General features: G+C 64.6%; 13 protein-coding genes. 11 read left to right on the plus strand and 2 right to left on the minus strand.

Annotated elements, in window-relative coordinates:
• The first annotated feature begins 953 nt into the window (after nt 1-953).
• The 8 genes from D0T11_RS12270 to D0T11_RS23150 all read left to right on the plus strand — a co-directional run bounded on the left by D0T11_RS12270 (nt 954) and on the right by D0T11_RS23150 (nt 9,889).
• Nucleotides 954-1,160 (plus strand): heavy-metal-associated domain-containing protein, encoded by a 207-nt coding sequence (locus D0T11_RS12270; protein ID WP_119656091.1) that lies wholly within the window; start codon nt 954-956, stop codon nt 1,158-1,160.
• A gap of 176 nt (nt 1,161-1,336) precedes the next feature.
• Nucleotides 1,337-1,729 (plus strand): HYC_CC_PP family protein, encoded by a 393-nt coding sequence (locus tag D0T11_RS12275; RefSeq protein WP_119656092.1) that lies wholly within the window; start codon nt 1,337-1,339, stop codon nt 1,727-1,729.
• Between the two features lie 191 nt (nt 1,730-1,920).
• Nucleotides 1,921-3,222 carry an efflux RND transporter permease subunit gene (locus D0T11_RS12280; protein WP_119656093.1) on the plus strand — a complete coding sequence of 434 codons (1,302 nt, stop codon included), beginning with the start codon at nt 1,921-1,923 and terminating at the stop codon, nt 3,220-3,222.
• Nucleotides 3,223-3,333: 111 nt separating this feature from the next.
• Nucleotides 3,334-5,265, plus strand: coding sequence for an efflux RND transporter permease subunit (locus D0T11_RS12285; protein ID WP_262681974.1), 1,932 nt, complete (start codon nt 3,334-3,336; stop codon nt 5,263-5,265).
• 180 nt (nt 5,266-5,445) lie between these two features.
• Nucleotides 5,446-6,750 carry a TolC family protein gene (locus tag D0T11_RS12290; protein ID WP_147374635.1) on the plus strand — a complete coding sequence of 435 codons (1,305 nt, stop codon included), beginning with the start codon at nt 5,446-5,448 and terminating at the stop codon, nt 6,748-6,750.
• Nucleotides 6,728-8,146: an efflux RND transporter periplasmic adaptor subunit gene (locus D0T11_RS12295; protein WP_147374636.1), complete on the plus strand. Its 1,419-nt coding sequence runs from the start codon at nt 6,728-6,730 to the stop codon at nt 8,144-8,146. The genes D0T11_RS12290 and D0T11_RS12295 overlap by 23 nt, the downstream gene beginning before the upstream one ends.
• Nucleotides 8,121-9,542 carry an efflux RND transporter periplasmic adaptor subunit gene (locus tag D0T11_RS12300; protein ID WP_182888375.1) on the plus strand — a complete coding sequence of 474 codons (1,422 nt, stop codon included), beginning with the start codon at nt 8,121-8,123 and terminating at the stop codon, nt 9,540-9,542. The genes D0T11_RS12295 and D0T11_RS12300 overlap by 26 nt, the downstream gene beginning before the upstream one ends.
• A 101-nt stretch (nt 9,543-9,643) precedes the next feature.
• Complete coding sequence (locus D0T11_RS23150; protein WP_119656096.1) at nt 9,644-9,889, plus strand: heavy metal-binding domain-containing protein; 246 nt, start codon at nt 9,644-9,646, stop codon at nt 9,887-9,889.
• Between the two features lie 339 nt (nt 9,890-10,228).
• On the opposite strand, the gene D0T11_RS12310 is transcribed toward D0T11_RS23150, so the two are convergent.
• On the minus strand, nt 10,229-11,170 hold the full coding sequence (locus D0T11_RS12310; RefSeq protein ID WP_119656097.1) for an NmrA family NAD(P)-binding protein: 942 nt from the start codon (nt 11,168-11,170) through the stop codon (nt 10,229-10,231).
• A gap of 343 nt (nt 11,171-11,513) precedes the next feature.
• Between D0T11_RS12310 and D0T11_RS12315 the strand changes: the two genes are divergently transcribed.
• The 3 genes from D0T11_RS12315 (at nt 11,514) to ctlX (ending at nt 13,588) form a co-directional block, all read left to right on the plus strand.
• The gene (locus D0T11_RS12315) at nt 11,514-11,942 is read left to right on the plus strand and encodes a BLUF domain-containing protein (RefSeq protein WP_119656098.1); all 429 of its coding nucleotides are present in this window, start codon (nt 11,514-11,516) and stop codon (nt 11,940-11,942) included.
• A gap of 402 nt (nt 11,943-12,344) precedes the next feature.
• Nucleotides 12,345-12,536: a cold-shock protein gene (locus D0T11_RS12320; protein ID WP_019949498.1), complete on the plus strand. Its 192-nt coding sequence runs from the start codon at nt 12,345-12,347 to the stop codon at nt 12,534-12,536.
• A 128-nt stretch (nt 12,537-12,664) separates the two neighbouring features.
• Nucleotides 12,665-13,588: a citrulline utilization hydrolase CtlX gene (gene ctlX / locus D0T11_RS12325; protein ID WP_119656099.1), complete on the plus strand. Its 924-nt coding sequence runs from the start codon at nt 12,665-12,667 to the stop codon at nt 13,586-13,588.
• 75 nt (nt 13,589-13,663) lie between these two features.
• On the opposite strand, the gene D0T11_RS12330 is transcribed toward ctlX, so the two are convergent.
• Nucleotides 13,664-15,190: a malate:quinone oxidoreductase gene (locus D0T11_RS12330; RefSeq protein WP_119656100.1), complete on the minus strand. Its 1,527-nt coding sequence runs from the start codon at nt 15,188-15,190 to the stop codon at nt 13,664-13,666.
• Between the last annotated feature and the right edge of the window lie 8 nt (nt 15,191-15,198).

Here is a 15,198-nt window from a genome sequence, read left to right on the forward strand (position 1 = left end):
GCAGGACGATAAGCAAAATGTCGCTCAGGGCGTGGGAGCAGCGACCCGCTACGCGAAAGTCCTGGACGTCGGCAAAATGGTGGTGCAAGTTCATCTGACGAAGGTACCATCCCAGCCAAAATCACCCTATTTGGTGCGGTAGCCCTATACTGCCACCCACAACCGCACAGGACTTACGCGGAAGACAGGTGGCGGAAACCGCCGTATAGCACAGCTGCCGCTTCGCTTGGCGTTGCCGATGGCCTCTTTTTGCGGAAGTCCTACGCCTGCATAACCCAAGTGCGGCGGGAGCTTATTGAAACGACGTGGGGTGCGGGGCTTTGCTTCGCACCCCACGTCGTTTCAATAAGCTCCCGCCGCACTTGGGCTAGATAAGATAAGGCCCAGCGGCGAGTCGGCCGTGCCGTCTGGGTGCAGCCCCAGGTCGCGCTTGCCATTGCCGTAGTGGCTGCCTGCTTCAGCCGGCGCAGAAAGTCGGGGAGGCGGGCGGGTTTCGCCGTGGCGCTCAGTGTTGGTGGGGCCAGGGGGCGGCGGCGCGGATCAGCCGTCATAGCGGGCGGGAGGATAACGGGGAGCAGCCGGGCGCCTACCAGATACGGGCCGCCCCCACAATGCCTCCGCCCCCAGGTAAACACCTGTCCAAAAAAACGGCAGGTGTTTACCTCATAGGTAAACACCTGTTCAAAAAAACGGCAGGTGTTTACCTATGAGGTAAACACGTGTCCAAAAAAGCGGCAGGTGTTTACCTCATAGGTAAACACCTGTTCAAAAAACTGGCAGGTGTTTACCTGGGAGGCCGCAGCCTGCCGCCGCGTCGCACCCGGTGGCCGGGAATGTGCATGATTTCGGGTGAATCCTGTACGCCCTGAACCATGGGGTGGCCGTATTATTGTACCCTAGCACAAAAGGCCGCGTGGCGGCCGCTTCTCTTTTCACCTCGAACTTCTTTGCTGATGGATACGCTCCAATTCAAGACCAACATCAACTGCGGCGGCTGCGTTAAGGCCGTAACGCCCACGCTCAACGGCGAAAAAGCCATTGCCAAGTGGGAGGTAGATACCGCCAACCCCGCCAAAACCCTGACCGTAACCGGCGACCTGACGGCCGCCCAGGTAGTAGCGCTGATAGTGGAGGCCGGCTTCGAGGCCCAGCCGGTTTAGGCAGCTTATTCGACCCGTAAAACCAGCGCTCATTACCCGGGGCGCTGTTTTTTTTGCTCCCCCAACAACATGCCAGGCGCGTGGGGTTGGGGGGCGGCGCAATCGGGCGGCCTCGGTTTTTCCCTTTCGGCCGGTTTGCGCGTATCTTTGCCGCGTTGGCTTGCTTACTTTGCAATGTGAAACGTTTCACCGGTTTTTTCCTGCTCGTTGCCTACCTGTTGGCCAGTCCCGGACTGGTCTACAGTCTGCACCTGTGTGGGGAGCAGGTAACGGGTGTGTCGCTGCGGGCAGGGGAGGAGCCTCCGGACTGCTGCGCGGGCCGCACGAAGCCCACAAAAGGCTGCTGCCACAACGAGCAGGTAAGCAGCACGCTCAAGGACGTGAAGCTGGCCAGTGCCCAGCTCAAGCTGCCGGCGGCCGTGGCCCTGCCCGCCCCGCCGGCCCTGCGGCTGGCCCTGCGCCTGGCCCTTACCTATCCGGCCGAAGAGCCGCTTACCCGGGGCGCCGCCACGGCTGCCCCGCCGCCCCGGTGCCCCGCCTACGTGCGCGGCCACGCCTTCCTGATCTAGCTTCCTGGTTTTCTGCCTTGCCCCCGGCCCCTCGGCCGTGGGCTTTTGTGGCTTGTGTTTGAGCTGTTAGCTGATAGCGGTAAGCTGTTGGCTCTTAGGTTCAGAAACGCCGCCAGCCAGGATTTCGACCCATCCTGAATTCGGTCGAAAAAAGCTAACGGCTAACAGCTGTCAGCTAAAAGCCAAAAAGCGTGATTGAACGGCTTATTTCCTTTTCCCTGCGCAACCGCGTGCTGGTGCTGCTGCTAGCGGGCGTGCTGCTGGTGTGGGGCTCGCTGGCGGTGCGGGCCAGCAAGATCGACGCCATCCCCGACCTGTCCGAAAACCAGGTTATCGTGTTTACGGAGTGGATGGGCCGCGGTCCCCAGATTATTGAGGACCAGGTGACCTACCCGCTGGTGACCAACTTGCAGGGGCTGGCCGAGGTGAAGGCCGTGCGGGCTGCCTCCATGTTCGGCATGAGCTTCGTGTACGTCATTTTCAACGACAACACCGACATTTACTGGGCCCGGGAGCGGGTGCTGGAGCGCCTCAACTACGCCCAGCGCCTGCTGCCGGCCGGCATCACGCCCACCCTCGGCCCCGATGGTACGGGCGTGGGCCACGTGCTCTGGTACACCCTCACGGCCCCCAAGCTGGACCTGGGCGAGCAGCGCGCCCTCCAGGACTGGTACGTGAAATTCGGGCTGCAAACGGTGCCCGGGGTGAGTGAGGTAGCCAGCTTCGGCGGCTTCCAGCCCGAGTACCAGGTAACCGTGGACCCCACCAAGCTTACCTACTACAACGTGAGCCTGCCCCAAGTGCTGGCCGCCGTGCGCAGCAACAACAACGAGGCCGGCGGCCGCAAATTCGAGCAGGCCGGCGTGGGCTACATCATCAAAACCAATGGCTACATCCAGGACGTGGCCACCCTGGAAAACGTGCCGGTGCTCACCCGCCCCGGCGGCGTGCCCCTGCGCCTCAAAGACCTGGGCACGGTGCAGATGACGGGCGAAAGCCGCCTCGGTATTTTCGACTATAACGGCCAGGGCGAGGCCGTGGGCGGTATTGTGGTGATGCGCTACGGCGAAAACGCCGACGAGGTAATCCGGCGCGTGAAGGCCAAGATGCAGGACGTGGCCAAGGGCCTGCCGGCGGGCGTGTCGTTCAACATCGTGTACGACCGCAGCGGACTGATTGAGGAATCGGTGACCAACATCCGGCACACGCTGCTCGAGGAAATGGCGGTGGTATCGGTGGTGGTGCTGGTGTTCCTGTTCCACTGGCGCAGCGCCCTGAGCATCCTGCTCCAGATTCCGATAACCATTGCCGCCAGCTTCATCCTGCTCAACGCCTTCGATATCTCCTCCAACATCATGTCGCTCACCGGCATTGCCCTGGCCATCGGCGTGATTGTGGACAACGGCATCGTGATGGCCGAAAATGCCTACCGCAACCTGGCCCTGCACCAGGCGGCGGAGGAAGCCGCTGCGAGTGGGAGCGGGGAGCCTTAAGCAGGCGTCGCGCCTCACCCCCTGACCCCCTCTCCTCAACAGGAGAGGGGACACCGGTTTCGCTTCTAACGCTTGGCACCCCCTCTCCTGTTGAGGAGAGGGGGCCGGGGGGTGAGGCGAATCGTTGAACATCATTCAAGACTCCACCAAATGACCAACGACGAGCGTCTCGCCATCATCGAGAAATCCAGCAAGCAGGTGTCGCGGGGCATTTTCTTCTCCACGATTATCATTGTGGCGTCGTTTCTGCCGGTTTTTCTGCTCACCGGGCAGGAGGGCAAGCTGTTTCATCCGCTGGCCTACACCAAAACGTTTATCCTGCTCATTGATGCCGTGCTGGCCGTGACGCTGGCCCCGGTGCTGCTGTCTTTTTTTATGAAAGGCAAGTTCAAGACCGAGGAGCAAAACCCCCTCAACCGGGGCCTGGAGCGGGTGTACGCGCCCCTGATTAACTGGTGCCTGACCTGGCGCAAAACCACCATCGGCATCAACCTGGCACTGCTGGCCATCAGCATTCCGTTGCTGCTGAGTTTGGGCACCGAGTTCATGCCCCCGCTCGATGAGGGCTCGATTCTGTTCATGCCCATCACCCAGCCCGACGTGTCGAACACCGAGGTGAAGCGCATTTTGCAGGTCCAGGACAAGATTATTATGCAGGTGCCGGAGGTGAAGGGCGTGCTGGGCAAGGCCGGCCGGGCCAGCACCGCCACCGACAACGCCCCGCTGAGCATGATTGAAACCATCATCCAGCTCAAGCCCCGCAGTGAGTGGCGGGCCGGCCTGACCAAGGCCAAGCTCATCGAGGAGCTCAACCAGAAGCTCCAGATTCCGGGCGTCGTCAACGGCTGGACCCAGCCCATCATCAACCGCATCAACATGCTCTCAACCGGTATCCGGACCGATGTGGGCGTGAAAGTGTACGGCCAGCAGCTCGATACCATTTACCGGGTGTCGCAGCAGGTGCGGGCGGCCCTGAATGGGGTGCCGGGCGTGCAGGACCTGTACGTGGACCCCATCACGGGCGGCAAATACCTGCAAGTCGACCTCAACCGGCCCCAGCTGGCCCGCTACGGCCTAAGCGTAGACCAGGTGAACGAGGTAGTGGAAACGGCCATCGGGGGCGCGCCGGTGGCCAGCACCGTGGAGGGCCGCCGCCGCTTCAGCATCAATGTGCGGCTGGCGGAGGATTTCCGCAACAGCCTGGCCGCCCTGGAGCGCATTCCTATCCAGACGACCGCCTACGGACCGGTGCCGCTGTCGGCCGTAGCCACGCTGCGCTTTGAGAACGGCCCGCCCATGATCAACTCCGAAAATGCCCAGCTGCGCGGGGCCGTGCTCTTCAACGTGCGGGGCCGCGACCTGGGCAGCACGGTGCAGGAGGCCATGGAGCGGGTGCAGCAGCTTAATGGCCGCCTGCCCGCCGGCTACTACCTGGAGTGGAGCGGGCAGTACGAGAACCTGATCAGCTCCCAGCGCACCCTGCTGCTGATTCTGCCCCTCGTGCTGCTCGTGATTTTCGGGTGCCTGTACTTCGCCTTTCACTCGGTGCGCGAGGCCCTGCTGAGCCTGGTTACCATCCCGTTTGCCCTCATTGGCGGGGCCTACATGGTGTATTTCTACGGGGTGCATTTGTCGGTGGCCGTGGCCGTGGGCTTCATTGCCCTGTTCGGGCTGGCCGTGGAAACGGGCGTCATCATGGTTATTTACCTCAACGATGCCATGCAGCAGCTGGTGGCCCGTAAGGGCAATTCGAGCGAGACAATTACCCGGCAGGATTTGCGCGAGGCCGTGTTCAACGGGGCTGCCAAGCGCCTGCGCCCCAAGCTGATGACCGTGTCGGTGGCCCTGTTCGGGCTGGTGCCGGTGCTCTGGGCCAGCGGTACGGGCTCCGATGTGATGCTGCCCATCGTGCTGCCTATGATTGGCGGCGTGTTCACGTCGTCGACCCACATTCTGCTCGTTACGCCCCTGATTTTCCTGATGACCAAGGAGTACGAGCTGCGCAAATTCGGCAAGCTGGACGTGCTGGACGTGACGCATTGACCTCACGGGACCCTTCAAGGGGCAGAGGCAGTCCGTTCTGACGGTGCGCCTCACCCCCCGGCCCCCTCTCCGAAAAAGGAGAGGGGGAGCCAGCAGATTTTTGTATCAACCCGAACCCGAATTCGTTCAGCATTGAATTGAAGAACCGCCTCGATACCTGATAAAAGCAACCGCGCCGCCGTGGCTCCCCCTCTCCCCGAAGAGAGGGGGCCGGGGGGTGAGGTCCACACCAGCACGACGACCATGAACCGGATACTTCTCTTCCTCTTACTGCTGCTGACCAGTACTCCGCTGGCCCGCGCCCAGCAGGTGCTGCCCCTGGATTCGGTGCTGCGCGCGGTGGCCCGCGCCAACCCGGCCCTGCGCGAGTACGACTACCGCAGCCAGGCCCGGGAAGCGGCCGTGGCGGGGGCCAGCAGCTGGGAAGCGCCCAAGCTCAGCGCCGGCTACTTCATGAAGCCCTACCGCGCGCCCGGCGGCGCCGAAATGGCCGGCGAGCGGGGTATGCGTATGGTGTCGGTGGAGCAGATGATTCCGAACCCGGCCAAGCAGCGCAGCCGCCGCGCCTACCTGACGGGCCAGGCCGCCGTGGAGCAGGCCGACCAGCGCAGCCTCTACAACCAGCTGCGCGCCCAGGCCCGGGAACGATACTTCACCCAGGTCATCCTCACCCGCCAGCTGCGCGTGCTCGACGAGAGCCAGAAGCTGCTGGAGTTTCTGCTCAAAATTGCCCAGGCCCGCTACCCCTACAACCAGAGCACGCTCGGCAGCATCTACCAGGCCCAGGCCCGGGTGGCGATGCACGACAACGACCACGCCCGGCTCTACGGCCAGCTGCGCGGCAACACCATTGCCCTCAACACCCTGATGGCCCGCGACGCCGCCGCCGCCCTGGCCGTAGACACCCTGCTGCCCGAAGCCGCCGCCGGGCCGGATCCCGACACGACGGCCCTGGCCGCCCGCCGCAGCGACGTGCGCGGCCTCGATGAGCGCCTGCAAGTGCTGCGCCTGCGCCAGGACGTGGAAGCCAACCGCCGCCGCCCCGATTTTGGCATCCGCTACGACCACATGAACGGCATCGGCCCCCGGCCCGACCAGTTTTCGCTCATGGGCATGGTTACGCTGCCGATTGCGCCCTGGGCGGCCCGCGAGTACCGCGCCAACACGGCCGCCCTGGGCTACGAGGCCCGGGCCGTGCAGCAGCAGCGCGCCAGTCTGCTCAACGAGGCCACCGGCCGCATCCGCGCCTTGCAATCGGATCTGCAAACCCGCCGCGAGCAGGTGGCCAGCTTCGAGAAGGCAGTTCTGCCCGCGTTGCGCAAGAATTACCAGGTTACGTTGCTGGCCTACGAGCAGAACACGGCCCAGCTGCCGGCCGTGGTGGAAGCGCTGGAAACCTGGCTGCAAATGCGCCTCACCTACCTCGATACCCAGCAGCAACTGCTGATACTCCGCGTCCGCTATGATCAGGAACTTGAACAATAACGGCCGAAGCCGCCGCCGGCTGCGCGGAGTTGCCGTGGTACTCGTGCTGGGCCTGGCCCTGGCCGGCTGCCAGGGCCAGGCCCACGGCCCCGAGTCGGCGGCCCCGGCCCMGCCGGTGGCGGCTTCGGCGGCGGCCCGCTACACCTGCCCCATGCACCCCCAGATTGTGCGCGCCGCCCCCGGCCAATGCCCCATCTGCCGGATGGACCTGGTGCCCAAAGTGCTCGATAACGCCGCCGCCGTTGCCGAACCCGGCCTGAGCAACGTGCTGAGTTCGCCCGACCAGGCCGTGCTGGCCGCCCTGGCTACCGTGCGCCCCGCCGCCGCCGCCCTGGGTACTGCCGATACACTCGTGCTGCCCGGGGTGGTAGAGTACGACCCGCGCCGCAGCCGGGCCGTGGCCGCCCGCTTCGGGGGGCGCATCGAGCGGCTGCTGGTGCGCTACAACTACCAGCCCGTGCGCCGGGGCCAGAAGCTGCTCGAGCTTTATAGTCCCGAGCTGGTGACGGCCGAGCAGGAGTATATTTTCCTGCTCACCAACGATGCCGCCAACACGGTGCTCGTGAGCGGAGCCCGCCAGAAGCTGCGCCTGCTGGGCCTCACCGACGGGCAGCTGCGCGAGCTGGCCCGCACCCGTCGGCCCGGGTACCGGGTAGCCCTGTTCAGCCCCTACGACGGCTACGTAGTGGAAACACCCGCCGCGCCGGCTGCCCCCAACCCCGCCGCGTCGGCCGCTTTGGCCGGCGGCGGCGGCATGGGCGGCGGCATGAGTGGGGGAGGAGCCCCGGCCCCCGCACCGGCCCCGGCCGCCGTTCCCGCATCATCTGCCCAGCTTAGCCTGACGGAGGGCACCTACGTAGCCACCGGCCAAACCCTGTTTCAGGTGGTGAACACCGCTCAGGTGTGGGGTATCTTCCAGCCCACGCTCGCCGAGCTGGCCCGGCTGCGGCCCGGCCAGCAACTGCGCGTGCGGGCCGAGGGAACCAGCCTGCCGCCCCGCACGGCCCGCCTGGAGCTGGTGGAACCCGAGTACCGGGCCGGGGCCAGCGTGGCCAGTGTACGCGTGTACCTGCCCAACCCGGCCGGTAGGTTGCGCCAGGGCCAGCGCCTGCGCGGCCAGCTGATACCGGAAGTTGCCCCGGTTGCTGCCGGCTCCTTCTGGCTGCCCCGCACCGCCGTGCTCGACCTGGGCACCCGGCAGGTAGTCTTCGTACGGCGCGGGACCACCTTTGTGGCGGTACCCGTGGGGGTGGGCCAGCGCACTGCCACCCAGGTGCAGGTGCTCAGCGGTCTGGCGGGTACGGAAGACGTAGCCGCCAACGGCCAGTACCTGATAGATAGTGAAGGTTTTGTTCAAACTACTGCTCCCGATGCAACAGCTCCGACCCCTCGCTGATCCGCCGCCCGTTGCCCCGCGCCGGCTGACGCGCGCCGCGCCCCGGCGCGGGTGGGCGCTGCTGACTTTGCTGCTGCTGCTGCTGCTTGGGGCCGCCGCCTGCCGCAAGGCCGCGCCCGCTACCGAAACGGCCGCCGCCGCTACCTACTACACCTGCTCCATGCATCCGCAGATACACCAGGACAGCCCCGGCAGCTGTCCCATCTGCCACATGGATTTGATTGCCGTAAAAGCCGCGCCCATTCCGGCGGCCACGGCCACCCAGTACACCTGTCCCATGCACCCGCAGGTGCTGTCGGCCACGCCCGGCAGCTGCCCCATCTGCCACATGGACCTGGTGCCCAAGTCCGCCGCCCCGGCCGGCGCGGGGGCCGGTGAGCTGACGCTGACGGCCCAGCAGGTGCAGCTGGCCAACATCCGGACCCAGACCATTGGCCCGGCCCCGGCTTCCCCAACGGCCCCGGCGGCCCCGTCCGTACTCACCGGCACCGTGGTGGCCGATGCCCGCCGCACGACTACCGTGAGCAGCCGGGTAGCGGGACGGGTGGAAAAGCTGTTCGTGCGCCAGACCGGGCAGGTGCTGCGCCAGGGAACCCCACTGTTTTCGGTTTATAGTGAGCAGTTGCAGATGTTGCAGCAGCAGTACGTGCTGGCCCTGGCCCAGAGCCGGGCGGCGGGCGGCACCTACCAGCAGTTTGCCGAAGCCACCGCCCAGAAACTGCGCCTGCTCGGCGTTACGGCCGCGCAGCTGCGCCGGCTGGCCGCCCGCGGCACGGCCCCGCCGCTGGTCACCTACTACAGTCCCGGCACCGGCACCGTGCAAACCCTGCGCGTGGTGCAGGGCCAGTACGTGGCCGAAGGCAGCCCCTTGCTCACGCTCACCGACCTGGGCACGGTGTGGGTGGAAGCCCAGCTTTACCCGGCCGACGCGACCCGGTTGCCGGTGGGCCGCCCCGTAGCCGTGCAGGTCGCCGGCGAGGCCCAACCCCGGCGTGGTAAGGTGATCTTCCTGAGCCCCGAGCTGAGTGGCACCAGTCAGATAACGCTGGCGCGCATTGAGCTGGCCAATCCGGACGGGCGCTTGCAGCCCGGGAGCCAGGCCAACGTGCTGCTGGCCCCGGCTGCGCCAACCGCCCCGGGTGCCCCGGCCGGACTGGTGGTGCCCCCGGCGGCAGTGCTGCACGAAGGCGCGGCCAGCTACGTATGGGCGCAAACCGGCGAGCGGCAGTTCCGCCGGGTGCGGGTGCGTACCGGCGCGGCCACGGCCGCCGCAGTGCCCATCCTGGCCGGTCTGGAGCCCGGGGCGCGGGTGGTTACCACCGGGGCCTACCTGCTGCAAAGCGAATGGACGCTCCGCCAGGGCAGCGCCGAAACCATGAACGGCGTCCCGCTCTGAGTGCGCCCGGTGCCGGCCGCCTCATCTGTTTTCCGTGGAGGACTGCGGTTCAGTCCTCATCTTTTGGCACTTTTTTTCTTTCACTCTTTTTTTTCAAGCTCATGCAAAAGTTCTTTCTCGCGGCCCTGGCCCTGGTAGCCCTCACCTTTGGCACCGTCGCCTGCTCCGAAAACCAGCCCGCCACCGAAGCCACCACCGACACGCCTGCCACTCCGGCCGCCGACTCTACTGCCCTGCCCGCCGAGGGAATGGCCACCGTTTACACCTGCCCCATGCACCCGGAGGTCACCAGCGCCCAGCCCGGCCAGTGCCCCAAGTGCAAAATGGACTTGGTGGCGAAGGAGTAACGCCAACTCACCCGGCATAAAACAGGCCCCGGTTGTCCGGTACGCAGGAGCAGTTCCTGCGCACCGGACAACCGGGGCCTGTTTATAGTACTAACTGCTGTTACGCAAGTTGCTTCCGGTATCTGCGGTGGCAGGTCGTTTTTCGGTGCTCGGTGCTCGTTTTTTGGGGCTGATTTACCTTCAGTAACCAATCAGCCCCGAAAAACGAGCAACGAAAAACGAATGCTTCAACGGCTACTGCGTAACAGCAGGTACTAATGCCGGACGGCGAGCTTCGGAAGCCGGATCAGTGCCCCCCCGGACCCGCGCAGCTGGTGCGGGCAAGAAGGCGGGTAGCTGCTACTGGCCGCGCGCCAGCACCTCCCGCACCGGCGTCCAGCGGATGTCGGGGTAGCGGGCGTTGTCGAGGGGGCCGGCCAGCTTGGCCTGGCCGCTGAGCATGTTGTGCAGGTACTGCATGCCCTGCCAGGGCGGAAATACCTCATCGGGGGCGGGTGCCAGGGCTTTGCTGACTTTGATGAGCGTGCCGAGCAGGCCCAGGCTGCCGGCCCGCAGTAGCCGGAACCGGTGGCCCGTAGCCGCCGTGGCGGCCTCGCGCAGGTCCCGGATGCTGGCTACCTCGCCGGCCACGCGTAGGTAGCGGGGCGTGGTGGCATCGAGAGCGGCGGCGGCCGTGAAATCGGCCGTGTTCACCAGCGTCGTGAAATCCAGGGGCTGATCGGCCGAGCCCCAGTACAGCACCCGGCGCGGCCCCGTCAGCACCACCGGAGCCTGGCCGGTGAGCAGGTCCATGAACATGCCGTTGAGAATGGACGTGGCCTGGATAGGAGCCTGATCGAGGTGGCGCTGAAACTCGCGGCGTAAATCGAAGTTGCGGTTGCTGCCTTCGGGCAGGCGGGAAAAGTCGGCCGAAAAATCGGAGGGGATGAAGCGCGGCACCCCGGCAGCTACGGCCGCCGCCAGCAGCCGCGTCTGGGCGTCCACGATGATGGGGCGCAGCCCGTTCAAAGCCGAAACCACGCAGCCGGCTCCCTGGCAGGCCCGGGTGAGGTCGGCCACGCTGTCGTAATTCACCACCACCACCTCTGCCCCCTGGAGGCGCAACGATTCTGCCTCCGCCCCGGTATTGCTTTGCGCCCGCACCAGAGCCCGCACGGTGGCTCCGCGTCGTCGCAGGTGGTGGGCAATGAGCAGGCCCAGGGCGCCGGTGGCCCCGGCCAGCACAACGCTGGGCACTTGCGCCGCCCGTTGGGCAGTTGGTGGTAAAGTAGGTGTGGTCATGAGTAAAGAAGAAAGGAGCCGCCGCAAAGGAGGCTACACTGTCGAAAAAAAGTCCCCCTGAGTTTTTCCCGTTGGCAGCAGCGCCACGCGTATTCAACGGCCGGCTGCAAGCCGAGTTGCGGGGCACTACCGAAGCCGGGCCGTTGGCGCCTGCACCACCGCCGCAGGCCGGTACGGGCGTTAGTCGCCCGGCGGGTCTCCTGCTCACCCTGATGGGCTTAGGGGTTATGGCGCAGGATTATAAATGAGAGGGTGAATTATTTGTATTATTACTATTGCTTGCGGCCGGTAGGTAAGGAGCCCGGCCGGCCGCCGGCAACAACCCAAGCAAAGCCCCCGCACTATGTACCATATCGTGTACCACAGTCTGGCGATAGGGCAGCCCACTACCGCCGATTTGCGCTACCTGCTCCAGCAGTCGCGCGCCAACAATAACCGCCTCAGTATTACGGGCCTGCTGCTGTACGGCAATGGCAACTACCTCCAGGTGCTGGAGGGAGAAGCTGCCACGATCCGCAAAATGTTCGGCGTTATCGAGTCGGACTCCCGCCACAGAAATGTCATCAAGCTCTCGGACGGCCCGATGCCGCGCCGCACCTTTGCCGGGTGGTCGATGAGGTTTCAGGAGCTGTCAGAGGAGAATTTCACGCGCCTGATGGGCTATCTGAACCCCGACCGGCTTGGCTTGCCCAGCACCCGTGCCCCCGAAGCCGATGAGGCACTGAACGAATTGCTCAGGTCATTCTGCGTCAATGAAGGAATCCAGATGTAACGGCGCTCGACGCGGCCAGCCGGCTTATTTCGCGCCCGCTGACCACCGGCACCCCAGAAGTCAGGAGCGCCCCGCGCCGGGCAGCGGCCGGGCTGCGCCGGCCCGGCCCGGCGGATTGGCGATGCCCGTCAGCGCATTTCAGCGGAGGCTCCTGCAAGGCGGCGGCATTCTGCAAGGGGGAAGATGCGCCCCAGAACAACGAAATCGGCCCGCGCTGCCATCGTCAGGAGATATTTCCTGCCCTATCTGAGGAGCTTGCTGCCCGGTTGTCGAAATAAAGTATACCTTTACACTGTTAAAAGGCAAATCGCCAACGAGTCGCTATCATAATTCAGAGTGTTGAATTAGTAATAGGGTTCCGCTGCTGCTTGCTTCATCATCCATCACCTCCTACAAAGCATCATGCAGACGGGAACCGTAAAATTTTTCAATGAGACCAAAGGGTTTGGTTTCATCAACAACGCCGAAACCGGCGAAGACATCTTCGTACACGTAACCGGTCTCATTGACGAAATCCGCGACAATGACAAGGTAGAATTCGAAGTGGAGCAGGGCCGCAAGGGCCTGAACGCTGTTAAAGTGCGTCGCGCTTAGTACAGCCCGCTTTCGTTAGCTTAAAAAGCACGTTTCCACCCGGAAGCGTGCTTTTTTATTATGCAACAGTTGGCCCGGTAGCTTGGCTGCGGGTCGGAATTCCAAGGCCTTTGCCGTAGCTTGGGCGCATGAAACAAGCTGCTTCCACCGTATTCGTCGTTCGGCCTGCTAGCTTCGGCTTCAATGCCGAAACGGCCGCTTCCAACCATTTCCAACAACTGCCGGGCCACCTGAGCGCCGTGCAGACCGAAGCCCGGGCCGCCGCCGAGTTCGAGGCTCTGGTCGCTACCCTGCGCAACCACCGCGTGCGGGTACTCGTCTTCGACGACACGGCGGCGCCTGCCAAGCCCGATGCCGTGTTCCCTAATAACTGGCTCAGCCTGCACGCCGATGGCCGGGTGGGCCTCTACCCGATGTGCGCGCCCAACCGCCGCCCCGAGCGCCGGCCCGATATTATTGCGGCCCTGGCCCGCGAGTTTCGGGTGGGGGAGGTGCTGGACTGGTCGGGAACCGAAGACGCGGGTCGGTTTCTGGAAGGCACCGGCAGCATCATTTTCGACCATGAAAACCGCCGGGCCTACGCCGGCCTTTCGCCCCGTACCGAACCCGGTTTGCTGGCCGAAGTCTGCGCCCGGCTGGGCTACCGGCCGGTGCCGTTTCGGTCCGTGGATGCCCGGGGCCAGGAAATTTACCACACCAACGTGATGCTCAGCATCGGGCCGGGCTTCGCAGTGGTGTGCCTGGAAAGCATTCCGGACCTCCCCGAGCGCGCCCTTGTTACGGACTCGCTGACCGAAACCGGCCACGAAATCGTGGACATTTCCCTGGCCCAGGTGGCGCGCTTTGCCGGCAACATGCTGGCCCTGCAACCCACCCCCGGCCCCGTGCTGCTGGCCCTCTCGCAAAGCGCCCACGATGCCCTCACCCCGGAGCAGCGGACCCGGCTAAGCCGCCACGCCACGCTGCTGCCCCTCGCCATTCCTACCATCGAAACCATCGGAGGAGGCAGCGTGCGGTGCATGCTGGCAGAAGTGTTCCTGCCGGAAATCTGACGGGCTGTTGGGTGGTATCCTCCTAAACCAGCACGTGATTCCTCGGCCAGCTCGGAATGACGTGCTTTCTAAGTCCTAACTGCTAACCTGTTCCGAGGACGGTTCCACCAGGCCCAGCACGGCGCTGGTGCGCTGCCGGATTTGGGCCACCAGTTCGGGCTCAGCGGCGAGGTGGTGGCCGAAGGAAGGAATCATGGTGCGGAATTTGGCCTGCCACTCGGGCGAGGCGGCCTGTTGCGGGAAGCACTGCTGCACCAGATTCAGCATGATGCTCACGGCCGTGGAAGCCCCGGGCGAAGCGCCCAGCAACGCGGCAATGGATCCGTCGGCGGCCGTTACCACTTCGGTTCCGAATTCGAGCACGCCGCCTTCTTTTTTATCCTTTTTGATGACCTGCACGCGCTGGCCGGCAATGGCCAGCTCCCAATCCTGGGCCTGGGCCTCGGGCATGTATTCGCGCAGGGCCGCCACCCGGTCCTGGGGCGACTGGCGCACCTGCTGGATGAGGTATTTGGTGAGCGAGAGGTTTTTGAGGCCGGCCATAATCATGGGCCGTACGTTGCCCAACTGGATGGAGGCCGGCAAATCGAAGTAGGAGCCGGTTTTGAGGAACTTGGTGCTGAAACCGGCGTAAGGGCCGAACAGCAGCTGTTTTTCGCCGTCGATTACGCGCGTATCGAGGTGGGGGACCGACATGGGCGGTGAGCCGACCGACGCTTTGCCGTACACCTTGGCCTCGTGGCGGGCAATGATGGCGGGGTTGGTGCAGCGCAGCCACTGGCCGCTCACCGGGAAGCCCCCGAACCCCTCGGCCTCCGGAATATCCGATTTTTCGAGCAGCGGCAACGAGCCACCCCCCGCCCCGATGAACACGAACCTGGCCCGCACCTTTAGCTCTTCGCCGGTGTGGCGGTTTTCGGCCTGCACCCCCCAGGTGCCGTCAAACTTGTGGCGCAGCTTTTCCACCTCATGGTGGAAGTGAAACGTGACGCCGGGTTTCTGTTGGAGCAGCGCGAACATGCCCCGGGTCAGGGAGCCGAAATTCACGTCGGTGCCCAGGTCCATGCGGGTGGCGGCCACGGGCTGGGCCGGGTCGCGGCCGTCCATCACCAGCGGAATCCAGTCCTGCAACTCGGTGCGGTCCTCGCTGAACAGCATCCCCTTGAACAGGGCCGACTGGGTGAGGGCCGCGTAGCGCTTACGCAGGAATTCTACGTTCTCGTGGCCCCACACGAAGCTCATGTGCGGGATGTGGTTGATGAAGCGCTGAATTTCCTGCACGTCGTACTGCTCCGTGAGGTAGGCCCAGAACTGCTTACTCTCCTCAAACTGCTCGGCAATTTTGAGCGCCTTGCTGATGTCGATGGAGCCGTCGGGCTTTTCGGGCGTGTAGTTCAGCTCGCAGAAGGCCGAGTGGCCGGTGCCGGCGTTGTTCCAGGCATCGGAGCTTTCGGCGGCGGCCACATCCAGGCGCTCAAAAATGGTAATGCTCAGGGTGGGGTCTAACTCCTTGAGCATGAGGCCCAGGGTGGCACTCATGATGCCGGCCCCGATCAGGACTACGTCGGTGGTGAGGGGAGAAGGTAGGCTGGTGGTGCTCATAGGGCAAG

Origin of the sequence: Hymenobacter rubripertinctus (assembly GCF_003583925.1) — a bacterium.
Taxonomy (GTDB): Bacteria; Bacteroidota; Bacteroidia; order Cytophagales; family Hymenobacteraceae; genus Hymenobacter; species Hymenobacter rubripertinctus.